This is a genomic window from Roseburia sp. AM23-20 (assembly GCF_003470905.1).
Lineage (GTDB): Bacteria > Bacillota > Clostridia > Lachnospirales > Lachnospiraceae > Roseburia > Roseburia rectibacter.
The window spans coordinates 36,022-52,422 of sequence record NZ_QRHS01000012.1 but is presented as its reverse complement, the minus strand read 5'-3'; the positions used below and the strand labels follow the sequence as shown (position 1 = coordinate 52,422).

At 43.1% G+C, this 16,401-nt stretch carries 14 protein-coding genes; 1 reads left to right on the top strand and 13 read right to left on the bottom strand.

Going from position 1 to position 16,401, the window contains the following annotated elements:
- Position 1: 1 nt before the first annotated feature.
- From hpt to DW650_RS10600, 3 genes are read right to left on the bottom strand one after another with little or no spacing between them, the layout of a single operon-like run.
- Positions 2 to 532 (bottom strand): hypoxanthine phosphoribosyltransferase, encoded by a 531-nt coding sequence (gene hpt / locus DW650_RS10610; protein ID WP_117919956.1) that lies wholly within the window; start codon positions 530 to 532, stop codon positions 2 to 4.
- Positions 522 to 2,018, bottom strand: coding sequence for a tRNA lysidine(34) synthetase TilS (gene tilS, locus DW650_RS10605; protein ID WP_118209880.1), 1,497 nt, complete (start codon positions 2,016 to 2,018; stop codon positions 522 to 524). Before tilS ends, hpt begins: the two co-directional genes overlap by 11 nt.
- Complete coding sequence (locus tag DW650_RS10600) at positions 2,019 to 3,860, bottom strand: SpoIIE family protein phosphatase (RefSeq protein ID WP_117919952.1); 1,842 nt, start codon at positions 3,858 to 3,860, stop codon at positions 2,019 to 2,021.
- A 286-nt stretch (positions 3,861 to 4,146) separates the two neighbouring features.
- Between DW650_RS10600 and DW650_RS10595 the strand changes: the two genes are divergently transcribed.
- Positions 4,147 to 5,136, top strand: coding sequence for an aldo/keto reductase (locus tag DW650_RS10595; protein WP_118209879.1), 990 nt, complete (start codon positions 4,147 to 4,149; stop codon positions 5,134 to 5,136).
- Between the two features lie 71 nt (positions 5,137 to 5,207).
- On the opposite strand, the gene DW650_RS10590 is transcribed toward DW650_RS10595, so the two are convergent.
- From DW650_RS10590 to DW650_RS10545, 10 genes are all read right to left on the bottom strand, one after another.
- Positions 5,208 to 5,513, bottom strand: a complete 306-nt coding sequence (locus DW650_RS10590; protein WP_118209878.1) for a septum formation initiator family protein — start codon at positions 5,511 to 5,513, stop codon at positions 5,208 to 5,210.
- Between the two features lie 62 nt (positions 5,514 to 5,575).
- Positions 5,576 to 6,031, bottom strand: a complete 456-nt coding sequence (gene yabQ, locus DW650_RS10585) for a spore cortex biosynthesis protein YabQ (protein ID WP_118209877.1) — start codon at positions 6,029 to 6,031, stop codon at positions 5,576 to 5,578.
- Positions 6,028 to 6,318: a sporulation protein YabP gene (yabP, locus tag DW650_RS10580; RefSeq protein ID WP_117919944.1), complete on the bottom strand. Its 291-nt coding sequence runs from the start codon at positions 6,316 to 6,318 to the stop codon at positions 6,028 to 6,030. Before yabP ends, yabQ begins: the two co-directional genes overlap by 4 nt.
- A gap of 72 nt (positions 6,319 to 6,390) precedes the next feature.
- Positions 6,391 to 6,633, bottom strand: coding sequence for an RNA-binding S4 domain-containing protein (locus DW650_RS10575; protein ID WP_006856311.1), 243 nt, complete (start codon positions 6,631 to 6,633; stop codon positions 6,391 to 6,393).
- A 207-nt stretch (positions 6,634 to 6,840) separates the two neighbouring features.
- A complete protein-coding gene (locus tag DW650_RS10570; protein WP_006856310.1) occupies positions 6,841 to 7,116 on the bottom strand; it encodes an HU family DNA-binding protein in 276 nt (91 codons plus the stop codon).
- A gap of 188 nt (positions 7,117 to 7,304) precedes the next feature.
- Positions 7,305 to 9,041 carry a phospho-sugar mutase gene (locus tag DW650_RS10565; protein WP_118209876.1) on the bottom strand — a complete coding sequence of 579 codons (1,737 nt, stop codon included), beginning with the start codon at positions 9,039 to 9,041 and terminating at the stop codon, positions 7,305 to 7,307.
- A 101-nt stretch (positions 9,042 to 9,142) separates the two neighbouring features.
- Entirely contained in the window at positions 9,143 to 10,534 is a 1,392-nt protein-coding gene (locus DW650_RS10560; RefSeq protein ID WP_118209875.1) for a hypothetical protein, read from the bottom strand.
- 51 nt (positions 10,535 to 10,585) lie between these two features.
- Complete coding sequence (locus tag DW650_RS10555; RefSeq protein ID WP_241070873.1) at positions 10,586 to 11,563, bottom strand: CotS family spore coat protein; 978 nt, start codon at positions 11,561 to 11,563, stop codon at positions 10,586 to 10,588.
- A gap of 68 nt (positions 11,564 to 11,631) precedes the next feature.
- Complete coding sequence (locus DW650_RS10550; protein ID WP_118209874.1) at positions 11,632 to 12,972, bottom strand: CCA tRNA nucleotidyltransferase; 1,341 nt, start codon at positions 12,970 to 12,972, stop codon at positions 11,632 to 11,634.
- The gene (locus DW650_RS10545; protein WP_118209873.1) at positions 12,969 to 16,280 is read right to left on the bottom strand and encodes a GGDEF domain-containing protein; all 3,312 of its coding nucleotides are present in this window, start codon (positions 16,278 to 16,280) and stop codon (positions 12,969 to 12,971) included. The genes DW650_RS10550 and DW650_RS10545 overlap by 4 nt, the downstream gene beginning before the upstream one ends.
- Positions 16,281 to 16,401: the final 121 nt, after the last annotated feature.

Here is a 16,401-nt window from a genome sequence, read left to right as displayed (position 1 = left end):
TTTATTCCTCTATCTCCACAAATCCAATATAAGGCAGATTACGGTACTGCTGATCATAATCAAGGCCATAACCTACTACAAACTCGTCCGGTATCTCAAATCCGACATAGTCAACCTTTACATCCACAACCCTGCGGTCCGGTTTGTCAAGCAGTGTACACAGACGAACGCTCTTTGGACTTCTTGTTTTCAAATTCTCTAAAAGATAACTTAAAGTTCTTCCTGTATCGATGATATCCTCAACAACAATAACATTTTTTCCTTCAATACTGGTTGATAAATCCTGTACGATCTTTACGATACCACTGGATTCTGTGCCGGAACCATAACTGGAAACTGACATAAATTCCACTTCCACCGGTACGGTGATTCTTTTTGCCAGCTCACAGGTAAAGAAAGATGCTCCCTTTAAAATACAGATCAGACATACAGATTCCCCTGCGTAATCCTCACTGATCCTTGCACCTAATTCCCTGATCTTCTTGTCAATCTCTTCTTCCGTAAAATGAACATTAATGTTTTTAATCTTCACGATAATTTCCTCCGTCGATCCTTACTTCCAGGATCCTTTTTGTATCTTCTTTTATTTTGCAGACGGCACTGATCCGCCCGCCAATGACCCATAACACATGCGACTGCTGCGCTAAAAGCCATATGTGATCTCTTTTTATCTGCGGTATTTTTTCATCAATAAAATAGCTCTTTAATTTCTTTTTGTGTCCTGCATCATCCACCGTCAGATAATCTCCGGATGCCCGGCTCCGAAACTGCAAGCCACATTCTATCCTATCATAATTCAGCCATTTCGTATACTGATTTTTAGGAATTTCGTCAATTTTTCCCGAAAATAAAAGCAGTCTGAGGCTCACACTGGCATCCGGCAATGTGATCGTTACCGTTTCTCCCGCTTCTAATTTTGCAAAATCTGTCTCTGTGAGCTTATAAACCGGCCGGACATTTTCGTTTTTATCTTCAGGTTCCAGCTTCTTCCATGCTCCCCCGACATCCTTTTGGATTTCCCCACGGCGCAGTCTTACCCCTTCATAGACCCTGCATGCCGTCACCTGATACGGAAGCATGATCTCACGTCCGGTCTGTTTTTCCATCAGGGCACAGACATCCTGCACATGTACCATACCGATATCTTTCCTGCTGCCAGATGCTTTTCCTAATACCGCATGAACGATCTCCTGCCGGATGATATCAGGATACTGCTGCCACTCATTTTTTAAAATAGTATATGCGCCATCTGTAAAAGCGCAGCATGTCTGCATTGCCTTTTTAGTCTCCTGTTCCATATAATCAACTGCCTGCTGTAAAAGCAGTGCACTCTGATTGATATGGGAAACCGACTGTTCATTGACCTTTAACAGTTCCGGCAGAACACAGTGACGGATACGGTTTCTGCTGTAATTTATATCCAGATTAGTGCCATCTGTCCGGTACTCCTGACCGGCTTTATCAAGGTACTCCTCAATCTGTTTTCTTGAAACACAAAGAAGCGGACGCACAATGGAAATGTCTCCTGCAAGTACACGCTTCGGGTGCATTCCGCACATTCCATGGATTCCGCTCCCTCTCGCCATCTGAAACAAAACCGTCTCTGCATTGTCATTTGCATGATGTGCAAGGGCAATGCAGACATGTCCCGCTCCGTTTTTCTTAAGTTTCTCTGCCTCCTTTTGATAACAGTCATAACGGAGTATCCTCGCAGCTTCCTCAATGCCAAGTCCCTCCGCAGCCGCATATTCCGGCACACTGACCGGACATATCCTGCATGGAACCCCTTTTTGTCTGCAGAGTTCTTCTGCAAACGCTGCATCCTTCCTGCTCTCTCCTCCCCGGATACCGTGCTCTACATGTATTGCCAAAAGCGTGTATCCGATTCTTTCGCGCAATTCCAAAAGCACCAGCAAAAGTGCCACAGAATCCGCCCCACCGGACAGCCCTACGATCACGGTATCCCCTTCTGTCATCAGTTTTTCTTTTTTGATCCAGTTTAATACATCTTCTGTCATTTATTTTTCCCATATACATGCCGCTAACACGGTCATATCATCCTTAGCCTTTCCTCCCGTAAAAAGCATCACACGCTCCATGATCTTCTTTGCCAGTATCCCCGGATTATTCGTCTGTATGCTCTCTATGATCTCCTGCATGGTGTCCTCCGGTTTCTTTACATGCAGATATTCTAACACACCATCCGTTACCATGACAACAAAATCACCACCCATGAGTTTTGTTTCCTGCATGGAAATATCCATCTGTACCTGTGCTCCCACCGGCAGGCTCTGTGAAGCAATACATTCCACCTCCGTTCCTCTCTTTATAAAAGTTGCCGCCGCACCGATCTTATATAACCTTGCCATTCCTGTATACAGATTGATCTTGCAGAGATCAACTGTGGAATACAGATCATCTGCTCCTTTCATGACCATCGCAGAATTCATCATGCGGATCGCTGTCTCCACAGAAAAACCTGCCTCTAAAAAACGCTCAACAAGGTCTAATACCATCTCACTCTCTTTACATGCCATGCTTCCGGAACCCATGCCGTCAGAAAGTCCAAGAAGGAATTCCCCCCGCTCTAACTCCAGAAAAGAAAAATTATCTCCCGATATTTTTGCCCCGTCTTTTTTGACTCTCGCAATTCCCTGCACATTGCGGTACACCGTATCCTCATAAAAAACATAACTGACCGGTTCCCTCGAAATAAAAGTTTTCGTATCTGCCGCTGCACGCATCTGCTTTCCTAAAGCATGTTCTGCCGCGGTCACAAATGATTTTAAAGCAATGCACCCTCCCCTTCTGCTTTTTAAAGTCGCACTCAGTTTTAACCTGCCATCTAATGTCTCGATCAGATGAATCTCCTCAATCGAGATTCCCTTCTCTTTCGCACGGTAGCGTATCTCGGAGATTGCCCTCCTCTCCTGCGCATCAAGCACGCGTTCTTCTCTTGCACAGTCCTGCATGATATATGCCATGGCATCAAGCTGTTCCGCGATCACCTGCCTGTTTTCCAAAAGCCGGTTGTACCATGCATGATTTAAACTGACACGTTCAAATACACGTACTGCCTCCTCCACCATATCCCGGCTTTTTGCACAATACTTTTTCAGTTCTGCCTCATTTTCTGCTCCCGGCTCCCCCTTCTGCCAGATTGAGGTGATCATCGAGGACAAAATCCCATAAAGCGGTGTGCAGTCCCTCTCCCAGCAAAGTGTGCAGGAATCGCAGGAAGCACAGACTTTTCCGGTCAGCTCATTTTGTACCCTGCCAAGCTCGTCCGCTGCATATTTTTCTTTTCCTGTGCTCATATTTAAGAAAATCTGAGATAGTCCCTGGAAAGATTCCGCATAATTTTTTAAACGCTCGCCATTTCCTGTCTCCGGCAGATCCTCCGTTTTCTGCTGCACAGGTGTCCACTCCATCAGGAAATGAATGCTGCGGTTTAAAAGGATCACTGCACCAAATATAAATATAGACTCTAAAAATACCGCCGCACCAGCCGGCTGGTTTTTCCATTCCAGAAGACTCCCGCAAAACGATAAGATCAGTGTGGTAAGCCCCGCCATCACACCTGCTAAAAATGCAGGACATCCTTCATTTGCCCATTCGATCAGCTTTACAGCACCAATCATAACGATCAGTGTTACTCCATATTTTACCGCAGCGGTAAGCGGCATAAATATGGTCATTCCTATGTACATAAACGCAAGCAGCATGACTCCGTTTACCTGCTCTAAATAGAGTGCCGTAAAATATGCGGGCACAAGCGGATAACATCCCATCACACTGACACTGCATACCAGGCTCCCAAGTATACTGAATATCATTTGTCTGATTCTGGTCTTTTTCATTTACTGTCTCCTTACACTTTCTTATTTTCCCCGCCATCCACCAGATCTCATCCGGCTGATTTTTTCGGGTGCATCCCATTATAGGAGTCAGGAACAAAAATCTTTGTCAAAGAAAAACCCGGTTTCAAAAAAGTTTTCGCCAAAATTCCTTTTTTGATATCCTTTCGAGGGAGTTCAAAACAGTTGATTATTTTTAGGAATTTCAAAATGCCATCACACCTTATTCACGTTATATGGTATAATTCATTATTACATCTTATATAAAACGTTTCATGGGAGGAATAAAATGTATACAGCAGACAGTAAACGTTATGAAACCATGCAGTATAACCGCTGTGGAGCAAGCGGATTAAAACTTCCGCTCGTATCTTTGGGATTATGGCACAATTTCGGTGATACCGGATGTTATGACAACATGAAGGCAATGTGCCGCACCGCCTTTGATCACGGCATTACCCACTTTGATCTCGCCAACAATTACGGTCCTGCCTACGGAAGTGCAGAGCGCAATTTCGGTCAGATCTTAAAAGATGATCTTATGCCTTACCGTGATGAGCTTTTGATCAGTACAAAAGCCGGTTATGATATGTGGGAGGGACCTTATGGCAACTGGGGAAGCCGTAAATACCTGATCGCAAGTTTAGACCAGAGCTTAAAGAGACTTGGACTTGAATATGTCGATATTTTCTACCATCACCGCATGGACCCGGAAACACCGCTTGAAGAGACAATGGGTGCTCTTGATTCCATCGTAAAAAGCGGTAAGGCACTTTATGTCGGACTTTCTAACTATGATGGACCAACCTTAAAGAAAGCGGCAGCTATCTTAAATGACTTAAAATGCCCGTTCATCATTAACCAGAACCGCTATTCGATCTTTGACCGTACCATCGAAAATAACGGCCTAAAGGAAACTGCGCATGATCTTCATAAAGGTATCATCGCCTTCTCACCTTTAGCCCAGGGTATGCTGACCAACCGCTACTTAAACGGTATCCCGGCAGACAGCCGTATTGCAAAGGACGGCCGCTTTTTACATGAATCTTCCTTAACGCCGGAACGCCTGGCTCAGATCAAAGCATTAAATGAACTGGCAGGAGAACGTGGTCAGACACTTGCCGAGATGGCATTAAGCTGGATCTTAAAGGACGATCATGTGACAAGTGTTCTGATCGGTGCCTCAAAACCGGAACAGATCTTAGACAATATCGGTATCATCGGACATACTTCTTTCTCCAAAGAAGAACTTGAAAAAATCGACGCTATCGCAAAATAAGTAAACAAAAAAACAGTTCCAGATGCGTTATCCGCACATCATGGAACTGTTTTTTAATCATTATCTGTAATCTATTTTTTCGCTTCCTTGAAGATGATCTCATTATCATAGGCAAGTCCTAATTTACTCTTTGCAGTATCTTCCACATACTGTTGGGACTTTGTATATGTCTCATAATTGCTCAGTTGTTCTCCCCTTGCAGTTTCATCCTCTAACTGCTTCTGGAGTGATGCTTCCTGCTGTATGTACTCCTGATCCTTCTGGTAAACCCGGATGATCTGAACAGACATTACCGCAACAAATGCAATGACGATCAATCCAATACAAAGCTTGCCTGCTCTGTTATTATTCTTTTTTCGACGTCCCCTACCTGCCATATCTGTTTCCTTCCATCTGATATACCGCTGTCCTGACTGTTTTTCGCAAACATACCGTCAGACTATAGTTTACATAACCCAATTTTAACTGCTCTGCACACTTTTTTCAATCGTTTTCTGAAAAAATGTATAATTTTTTTCCCATGTTTTCTGACTGGTAGTAAAATAGTACCAAACATTTTGCCGAGCAGACCAAAAACCGCCCCAAAGACCATCACATTGATCCGTATGACAAAACGGCTGAGCAGAAGATAGTAGAGCAGCATGCCAAGCACGATTCCACCTATGGAAAATCCTCTCACCATGCCGTCATTTTCCCGATACAGCATCACAAAAACCACTGCCGTACAGCAGATCCAGTATACAAAATCCTCCATGCCGATCCAGAAATTCCCATGGGGCACGATTCTGCGAAAAATACGCAGGATATCATACAAAAGAAACAATGCTCCGCCAATCAGTATGGATACTCCAAGTGAGGCTGCCTGTTCACTGATCGCCGCGCTGACAGCCATCATTTAAACAATCTCCCTAAAATAGATTCTGCCTGTTTTCCTGCACTTTTGATATCGGAATAAGTCAGGGAATCGATTCTTCCTTCAATATCAATTTCGCCTTTTTCCAAAGTCAGACGATTCACATGGAGATCGTGCCCTTTTATCAAAAGCATACCCAGTTCTGTCTCTAACAGAATTTCTGCCACATCAAATGACAACACGTCCACAACTCCGGAAAAAGCCCCGCTTTTGCGGTTTGCAAGCAGTACTTTATGTGACTTTGTCACATTTGTATTTCTATCATCCATCCTAAGACCTCCTGATACTTATTAGCGGAAATATCTATCACCGTTTCTAAATATATTAGAAGGTCTTTGTTTTTATGCTATATATTCAAATAAATCTTTTGCCTGTTCTTTTTTTGTCGTATCCAACAGATCAAGCACACGCACTTTTACGGTTTTCGTTCCAAATGCGATCTCAATGATATCTCCGACTTTGACATTAACCGATGCCTTTGCCGGTTTTCCATTTACCGATACCCTTCCTGCATCGCACGCTTCATTTGCCACCGTACGGCGTTTGATCAGACGGGATACCTTTAAAAATTTATCAAGTCTCATTATATAATCCTCCTCTTATTCATAAAATGCAATGAACAAAGAGTCGCTTGCGACTCTTTCGCGCTCGAGTGGTGCTGTTTACAGCTAACTTCTTCTCCGCGAGATGCGCATCCCGCCCGGAGGGCCTTTTGTGTAATAGGGAATTTCCTATTACATTAAAAAGCGGATTCCGCAACCGGAACCCGCTTAGAATCTTTTCTGTTATGATTATGCGTTAACCATATCTTTTAAAGCCTTACCAGCTTTGAATTTTGGAGCTTTAGAAGCCGGAATAACCATCTCTTTACCGCTCTGTGGGTTTCTTCCTGTTCTCTCTGCTCTCTCAGATACTTCAAATGTTCCGAATCCAACTAACTGGATCTTCTCACCTTTTTTTAATTCTTCAGCTACAACGTCTGTGAAAGCTTTTAATGCTGCTTCTGCGTCTTTTTTGCTTAATTCAGTTTTCTCAGCCATTGCTGCAACTAATTCTGCTTTGTTCATGTTAAAAATTCCTCCTCTGGATTTTCACAGTAAATTTAATTTTGCGGTCTTCTGATGCACCAATCCCTGACGGATATCCGTACACTGTAATACCTACTTCATTATTTATACTTGTTTTTACTTCTGTTGTCAAGGAAAATCCCCTAAATATGGGCATTTTTACATACATTTTCCGTTCAGGATTATGATTAAAGCATTTTATCGATCATCGCATGTACTGCTTTTGATAAATCGGATGATTTTTGGTCAGCATCTGCAAGGGAAGTTCCCTTTACACCCAGATAAAATTTTACTTTCGGCTCTGTACCGGATGGTCTTACACATACCCACGCACCATCTGTCATCTCGTAGTAAAGAACGTTAGAAGATGGAAGTCCTGTCGGTGTAACCTTACCGGTTGCAAGATCTGTAACAGTGTCTTTCTTATAGTCGCGGATTGCAGTCACTTTATAATCACCGATCTCCTGTGGTGCCTGATCACGCAGTGTATTCATGATCTCCTGAATCTTTGCAAGGCCCTCGATACCTTTTAAGGTGATGGATGTCACATCATCTTTGTAATAGCCGTATCTCTCATACATTGCAAGCATTGCATCCCACAATGTCATATTCTTTGTCTTATAGTAAGCGGCTGCTTCACAGAGTGTCATGGATGCTACGATCGCATCTTTATCTCTCGCATAGGTTCCTGTCAGACAGCCATAGCTTTCTTCCATACCAAACAGATAGGTTCCTTTTCCTGTTTTCTCAAATTCCAAGATCTTCTGACCGATAAATTTAAATCCGGTCAGCACTTCTACCAGCTCGATTCCATAATAGTCAGCGATCGCATCTGCCATATTCGTAGAAACGATAGAACGGATAAATGCACCGTCAGCCGGAAGGCTTCCGTCACGCTCTTTGCGCTGTCCGATCACATAATCACCGATCAGGCATCCTGACATATTACCGGTTAAGCTGTGATATTCTCCTGTTTTGCTGTCCTTTACATACACACCGAGACGGTCTGCATCCGGATCTGTCGCAAGAATTAAGTCTGCATCTACTTTTTTGCCAAGGGCAAGTCCAAGTTCAAATGCTTCTGCTGCTTCCGGGTTCGGATAACTTACCGTCGGAAAATCACCATCCGGCAGCTCCTGCTCCGGAACAACATATACATTTTTGAAGCCAAGCTCTTTTAATACACGGCGTACCGGAATATTTCCTGTTCCATGTAATGGTGTATAAACGATCTTTAACTCTCCGCCCACTTTATCAATGCAGTCCTGATGCAGAACCAGTTTCTTTAATTCAGCAATGTAAGGATCGTCGATATCTGCTCCGATCACCTGATAAAGTCCTGCTGCTTTTGCCTCATCAAGCGGCATGGTCTTTACTGTTGCATAATCGGTTACTTTTTTTACTTCATCCATGATTCCGGTATCATGCGGAGGTGTGATCTGTGCACCATCCTCCCAGTATACTTTATATCCATTGTACTCCGGTGGATTGTGGCTTGCTGTCACATTGATTCCGGCAATACAGCCTAATTTACGTACTGCATAGGAAAGTTCCGGGGTTGGTCTTAAAGATTCAAATACATATGCTTTGATTCCGTTTGCTGCCAGGCAGAGTGCTGCTTCATCTGCAAATTCCGGTGACATGTGGCGGGAATCATAGGCGATCGCAACTCCGCGCTTCTGCCCGTTTACCTTGCTGATATAATTTGCAAGTCCCTGTGTAGCCTTGCGTACGGTGTAAATATTCATACGGTTGGTTCCGGCTCCGATCACACCACGGAGTCCTGCCGTACCGAATTCCAGATCCATATAAAAACGGTCTTCGATCTCTTTTTCGTTTCCCGCAATATTTTTCAGTTCATTTCTGGTATCCTCATCAAAGTAAGGATTATTCAGCCAGCTCTCATAATTTTCTTTGTATCCCATTTTTCTTTCCTCCCATACTTATGATTCTGTCTTTATATTAGCGATAACAAACTTGTTTTTCAAGTACTATTCCATGCTAAATTTGTACAATTCTGTCCTTTTTAATTACTGTTTCCGGATAACGTTGACAAAAGTTCTGACAGAGTAGAGAGATAATCCGTACTGCTGCCCGTTGATGTGCCATCCCCGGTGCCGGTTCCCGAATTCCCATCCGTCAAAATTCCGCTGCTGTTTTCCAGTGAATCCCCCGTCGAGGTTCCAGTGCTGCTTCCCACAGAAGTTCCGGCAGTTGTTCCGCTGCTTTCCCCAGCTGTATGGCTTCCTGCAAGACTTCCCGCAAGGCTCCCTGCTGCTCCATCTGTCGTAGTATCTGTTTCGTTCGTCACGGAATCCGCTGTATTTTCTGTTTCTGTCTCTTCCGTGGTGCTTTCTGTTCCACTTCCATCACCGGACATTCCGATCACGATCGTTGCCTCTTTTGAATTAACAAACAGCTTCTTATTGTAGGTATCATATCCGGGAGCTGTAACAGCAAGACTGTGCACTCCATACTGGATCGGAACTGCCTCCTCGGTGTCGATCACTTTTCCATCAATCTGAATGATCGCATCCTCCACATCCACAGCAAATAAAATATTTCCAAACTTTGGTCCCTCACCCTTTAAAGTGTTAAGATCAAGTGTCTCTTTCTGTCCGCTCTCGATCGTAAGATCTGTACTTCCGCCATATCCGTTATTTGCCACAGTCACAGTATAAGTTCCTGCCGGCAGTTCCATCGTCATATCTTTGGTCACTTCCGCAAATATTTTGCTTCCGATCTGGATAAAACTTCCCTCAAAAAGTTCTGTATTCGTCAGCGCAAGTTCCCCATGTCCGGTTGTGACAACAATGGAGATCATTTTTTTTCCTATACCGGTCACCCGCAGTGTATCTAAATCGGACAGATCTGATAACTGCTTTCTCACATCATCTTCACAGATATAAAGATCTGCATCATAGGAATACCGTTCATCTCCGATCTTAAAAATCCTCCGATCCATATCCACCGAATAACGTGATACATCCGGATATTCCCAGACAGCATCGGAAATCTGCACCTGCGTGATCTTTCCCTGATCATCTTTTTCTCCCACCGTGATCACTCTGCCGGGTTCAAAATAAGACACCGCTGTGCGGTTTCCATATTTATCGAGAAATCTGGTTGCGATTGTGTAATAATACACATATTCTTTACCGGATGCGATCTGCTCTAATGTCAGACATTCTGCCTGCATATCATTCGATCTGATCAGGAACTGGTCTGTTCCGACCACATCTTCCCCGGTTGCCTCCACCGACTCATTTGCATCATCCGAAACATCCTCCGTTTTGGCATCTTTCTCCTGATCCGGGTAATAATAACGCCCGGTCACAACCGTATTCTTCTTTCCGCATGCACTAAACAGCATGATCATTGCTGCAAGCAGCAAAATAATCCTGTATTTTATCTTCATGTGCTCTCCTGCTTTCTAAAATATTGTGCAAATAATTATACCGCAAACTATCTACACGGTAAAGTGGAAGAGCATCTGTAAAAACTGTTCCCTTGCATCTTCCTGCGCAATAACTTTCTCTAATTTTTCTATATTTCTCCCTGACAGCCATGCTTTATGTGAATTATAATAACGGTTTGCGATCTTCCAGAATTTTTCCGGATATGCAAGATAAACATACAGATATTTCAGTTCTTCCGGCGACAGCTTTTTTACCCGGTCATAATTACGTATCAGATCCATGCCAAGTCCTGCATTCCAGTTATTCTTTTCCATCATTTTCCGGATAAAGTTTGCAAGATCCCCGACTCTCTCCTGATACAGGAAATTTTCAAAATGAACGACTGCAATTCCATCCTGTGAGAAAATAACATTGTGCTGGTTATAGTCACCATGACAGAATCCGATCAGTTTCTCCTGCCGTCCAAGATCCTTTAAAATATCCGTTGTCTCTTTCGCTTTTTTCACATATTCCGGATACCAGACCGCAAACATCATCTCAAAATCATTTTTTTTCTTTTTTGCACGGATATAATTCTTTACTTTGTTTAACTCACGGTTTCTTTTTTCATAAAGCATTAACAGACTGTTCTGTCCCGATCGTAAAAACTCCGGTACACTGCCCTCATAATTCTGTGCAGACTGATGCAGCAGCGCAAGTTCTTTTACTGCGCTAAACATATCTGACCTGTTTTTCGTATCACATTCTGCACCCGGATACGCCTGATATAATATGTATTTTGTTTCCTCCTCATTCACAGAAAACGGCTCGCCCTCTTTTGTGCGCATTATCGTTTCCACAGTTCTTCCCTGTCTATCAAGATGATCCAGCATATCTGCTAAAAACTCTGCCCGTTCTTTCGAACCTCTGTATTCACGCAATATTTTTGGTCCCTGTTCGGTATCACACTGATAGCTGTCCCGTCCTCTTGAGATGGACTTTACTTCCAGTTCGTATTGTTCTAATACCTGTTCCGGTCGATTATACAAAAAAACGCCCCCCATATAATTGATTACGGTCTTACCACCGTGTCTCTTCATCATATGAGAGGGTTTGTTCATTCATGACTACAGATTCTCTCCAATAGTCTTTCTTTTGTATTCAGCTCCGGTTCATCAAGCACCAGTTCCAAAAGACCTTTTAATGTTTCCCCGATCTCTTTTCCCGGTTTCATCCCGGCAGCAATCAGGTCACTTCCATTGACTGCCAGGTCCCGTATCGTAAGGCACTGATTTTTTTCTAAAATATCCCGGTATAATGCCTCATATCCATCCACGTATGCTAACTTTTCTCCCCTCTGGTATTCGCTCTGTGCCAGGATATCTGCACGTTTTACCGCAAACAATGCCGGATACTGTTCCACTCCGATCCTGCTTACTGCTCTTCTAATATTTTTCTCTGAAAGAGGCGGATTATCATCATGCCAGCACACCAGACGGCACACCTTATCCGTCGTATCATTGTCAAACTTTAACCGGCGCAGGATCTTTCGTGCGATCTCACTGCCTTCCTTCGGATGTCCGTAAAAATGATCGCTGCCGGACTCATCCGTGGTCCTGCACGCAGGTTTTGCCACATCATGCAGCAACATGGTAAGACGCAGCACCTTATCCCCGACGATATGATTTAACGCTGCCACGGTATGTTCCCCGACCGAATAACAGTGATGTTTTGTATTCTGGGGTGTCTCCATCATACGGTCAAACTCCGGCAGAAATACTGCTGTAAGACCTGTCTCCCATGCTGTTTTGATCTCGCCCGGATGTGCAGAGGTAATTAATTTTACCAGTTCGGTCTGTATCCGTTCCGCACTGACTTTTGCAATATTCGGTGCAAGTTTTACCATCGCCTTTTTTGTCTCTTCCTCAATCGCAAATCCAAGCTGTGCAGCAAAACGCACGGCACGAAGCATCCTAAGCGCATCTTCCGAAAAACGCTCTGTGGCACATCCCACGCATCGTATCACGCCGCGCTCTAAATCACCCACACCGTCAAATGCATCGACCAGACCGTTTTTGTCATTATATGCCATGGCATTGATTGTAAAATCACGCCGTTTTAAATCCTCCAGCAGACTCGCCGTGAACTGCACGTTTTTCGGGTGTCTTGCATCCTCATATTCACCGTCGATCCGGTAAGTTGTCACTTCAAATCCTTCATGTTCCACCATCACGGTGACTGTTCCATGCTGTATCCCGGTATCAATGGTATGGATCTTTTTTTCGGCAAATATTTCTTTAACCTGCTCCGGTTTCGCCTGTGTCGTGATATCCCAGTCCCCCGGTGTGCGGTGTAACATGGTGTCGCGCACACAGCCGCCGACTGCATACGCTTCATAGCCATGTTCTTCTAATGTTTCTATGATAAATTTTACTTTTTCCGGCAAAACGATTTTCATATACGGTAAGTTCCCTTTTTTGTTGTCTTGATCGAATAGAGCAGATCATCCGCCCGCTTGATCATCTGGTTGATTTCTTCCTCGTCATGAACGTCTTTCGCCGACACGATTCCAATGGAACAGGAAATACGCTGCTCTTTTTTGATAGAAATCTGTTTTTTCAGTTTCTCAGAAATCGCTCCTTCAAAACCGTCTGCCTGATCGATCTTTTTATAGATCAGCTCTGCTGTCTCTGTAAGTTTTTCTTCGTCTGCAGTAAAAAATACGATAATGTATTCATCCCCGCCGTAGCGGCATACAAATCCATGTTTTTCACACAGACCCGAGAAAATGTCTGCCATTTCCTTTAAAACCAGATCTCCGACATCATGACCGTAAGTATCATTATAATGTTTAAAATTATCGAGATCAATAAACATCAGTCCCAGTTCCGGTTTTCGTTTTCCTCCCAGGAATTCATCCATCAGGGCTTTGATTCTCCGGTAAAACCCTTCTCTGTTGTAAATTCCAGTCAGTTGGTCTGTAACTGCAGAAAGATAAAGTTTATTGTTCATCTCGTATATTTTATCATATGCGTCCAGACGGTTCAAAGAGTATTTTACCTCCCGGAACAAAAGCTGATACATGTTTAAGTCATCTTCATCTAACATATATCTGTTTACGGAAGAATGCCAGTTATCCTTCATCCTCACATAGGCGATCAGGAAATTTTCCAGTTTTGAATTGTTAAAATACGGTACTGCCACTAAAGAACACACATCATCCTCACCAAATAATGATGTGATATCCTGGTGCTCATTATAATTGCTGCTGATCTTCGAGATTGCATAACCTCCCGGATTCCGTTTCAGGGAAGCAATGATCCTGCCCGTCTGCCCGTCGTTTAATTCTATCCCTGTATTATTGTATAATACCTGCGTCTGTCTCTCCATACAGCGCGCATATACCGCGCAATCCACATTAAAATGATTTAAAAACGTTTTCATGACCGCATCGATCATTTCTTCTGCACTGACTCCGGTCACGTCGATCAGTTTCTGCCAGGTTAAAATAAAATCCAGCTGGTGTTTTTTACTCTTATAAGCAAGCACCATACTTTCCTGCCAGAGAAGCGCATCTAATTCCTGTACGGAAATCTCCTTCTTCCCATCCTCATCATCTAAAGGCGGCAGGGTATCCATAATTTTTTCTGCCAGCTTTCCATAAGTGTTAAAATGTTTGTTTTCGTATTCCTCCAGTATGTTCTTTTGTTTTACTTCCCCTTTTTTATTTCCAAGATGATTGAAACACTCCATTCGCTTTTTCCGGAAAAGTGCATAGCTGAAAAACTGATTTCCCTCGGAGCATCTCAGATAATTCTCCGCTTTTTCATAATCTAAGTCAGCTTTTTCATAATCTCTATCGTATACGGCAAGCAATCCGCGGGAAAATGTATATAAAAACATGTCGTCATCAACTTTCGCATAATCATGGACAGTTCCAAACCCATCTCCCATCTTTTCTTTTTCTATAACGTAATTTAAAAACTGTCTGCAATTATTTAAGTAGCGCTCACAATTAAACCTGTTGCCCTCTAAAACAGACACAAGTGCAAGAAGTCCATATAATTTTGACAGATTGCATACCCTCAGACTGTTTAAATGCAGACGTTCCACAGCCTTCATGCACTGTGTCAGATAAAATTCCGCCTTTTCATACTGACCGCACATAATGCAGTTTAAAGACATATTATACTGCACTTCTGCAATATCTCCCGGCTCCCTCAGATAATAAAACAGACGGATGGCATGCGTGTAATACGCCATTGCACGTTCATTTTCACCGATCGCACATAAATTATATGCAATTCCCGAATAGATACGGCCTGCCTGGATTGATCTTTTATCTTTCAATGCTTCATACGTGCGCACCGAATAAAGCAGGGAAATTTCATACATGCCATTTGTCGACGAAAGCATGATATTTTTCTGGTATGCCGTGTTGATCAGATGTTCATTTTCGATTTCTTTGGCAATACGTATTCCCTTGCTGAAGTAGATCAGAAGTTCTTCAGACTGATTCGCCTTCTCGACGATTTCCGGCTTATTGTCATATGCATAAATATATACATGTGCCAGATGATTGCGGTAATTGTAGCGGATCAGATTTTCGGTCAGGCTTTTCTCTATTTTTACATCCTGCGCACAGAAAAATATGTTATACCAGCCGGACATCTGTATCTGGGTTTTGAGTAACTCGGATAAAAACTTCCGGTAATCATCCGATATTTTTTCTGCAATACAATATGTTTCGCCTGCCATCTCTAAGGCTTCTTTTAATTTTCCCTGATACATATACGCAGTTGCGATCAGATAGTCCTGCTCATATGCACACTCATCTTCCCTTCCGGCAAGATGAATTTTTTCTAAATCCTCGCAGATCTCAAGAGCTTTGGGAATATCCTTCCTTAAAATGGAAACTTTTGCAAATAAAAGCCACATGCGAAAACGCGCAGGATCATCGACAAAGAGATTATCAAATTTTATCTTTCGCTCTATAACCTCCAGATAATATGCTGCCTGGTCAAAATCAAGAAATTCCACCATATTCTGCAGTTTGCGGTAGACCTTTTCGCTTCCGTAGTCAGCATATTTTCCATCATCTGCGATTTCTTCTTTTTTCCTGCCGGAATTTCCGATATGGTAAATCTTGCTGCCATCATCTAATGTCTCGTAAAGCATCTCCCAGTCCGGCACTAAAAACTCCGGCATTGCCTGAATATCACTGACCCCAAGCACAAGACCTATATTGCTGTTCTCGGCTTTTAAAATTCGCGCTGTCAATTGCATCGTACTTTTTGAGGCCAGCTGAAAACGGTTCAAAATAAGAAGAACCGGATGCCTGTCTGCAATGGCATACAGCATACGTTCAAGTGCCGCTAGCATGCGCTCCTGTTCATATGCCACCTCATCGAGCAAAATGATCTCTTCCCTTTTTGCATATCCCCGGTTAAAATAGCCAAGCAGTACCGGCCGGTGCAGATAATACACATCACATTCTTCCATAAATTCTTCGAATGTACCCGTCATATACCGCCTGAAGCCATCACAGATCATGGTAAGATACGGCTCATATGCACTGGTGATCTCACCCGGTTCAAATTCGTGCATCTGTACGAAAATATTCTCCATTTTCTCCAGCTGATCTTTATAACTTAATTCTTCTATGGAAAATTGTCCACTGTATCTGACCAGAAGATGGTTCTTTTCCACAGTTCCCAAACCGGCTGCCACCTGTTCTATCGCACCATCATAATACTTTTCTATCATCTTCTCCCATCCCCCTGAAAAAATAATATTTTGTGTTACATGTACTTTCTGCAGGTCTTATGATCCCATTGTAAAAACGCTACCGGAATCGTTTCCATTTTATGTTAAAAGGAAACAGAAC

Bases quoted from the DNA above. Each gene is read 5' to 3' on its own strand.
- tilS (WP_118209880.1), bottom strand. From the start codon at position 2,018: ATGACAGAAGATGTATTAAACTGGATCAAAAAAGAAAAACTGATGACA.
- DW650_RS10600 (WP_117919952.1), bottom strand. From the start codon at position 3,860: ATGAAAAAGACCAGAATCAGACAAATGATATTCAGTATACTTGGGAGC.
- DW650_RS10595 (WP_118209879.1), top strand. From the start codon at position 4,147: ATGTATACAGCAGACAGTAAACGTTATGAAACCATGCAGTATAACCGC.
- DW650_RS10590 (WP_118209878.1), bottom strand. From the start codon at position 5,513: ATGGCAGGTAGGGGACGTCGAAAAAAGAATAATAACAGAGCAGGCAAG.
- yabQ (WP_118209877.1), bottom strand. From the start codon at position 6,031: ATGATGGCTGTCAGCGCGGCGATCAGTGAACAGGCAGCCTCACTTGGA.
- yabP (WP_117919944.1), bottom strand. From the start codon at position 6,318: ATGGATGATAGAAATACAAATGTGACAAAGTCACATAAAGTACTGCTT.
- DW650_RS10575 (WP_006856311.1), bottom strand. From the start codon at position 6,633: ATGAGACTTGATAAATTTTTAAAGGTATCCCGTCTGATCAAACGCCGT.
- DW650_RS10570 (WP_006856310.1), bottom strand. From the start codon at position 7,116: ATGAACAAAGCAGAATTAGTTGCAGCAATGGCTGAGAAAACTGAATTA.
- DW650_RS10565 (WP_118209876.1), bottom strand. From the start codon at position 9,041: ATGGGATACAAAGAAAATTATGAGAGCTGGCTGAATAATCCTTACTTT.
- DW650_RS10560 (WP_118209875.1), bottom strand. From the start codon at position 10,534: ATGAAGATAAAATACAGGATTATTTTGCTGCTTGCAGCAATGATCATG.
- DW650_RS10550 (WP_118209874.1), bottom strand. From the start codon at position 12,972: ATGAAAATCGTTTTGCCGGAAAAAGTAAAATTTATCATAGAAACATTA.
- DW650_RS10545 (WP_118209873.1), bottom strand. From the start codon at position 16,280: ATGATAGAAAAGTATTATGATGGTGCGATAGAACAGGTGGCAGCCGGT.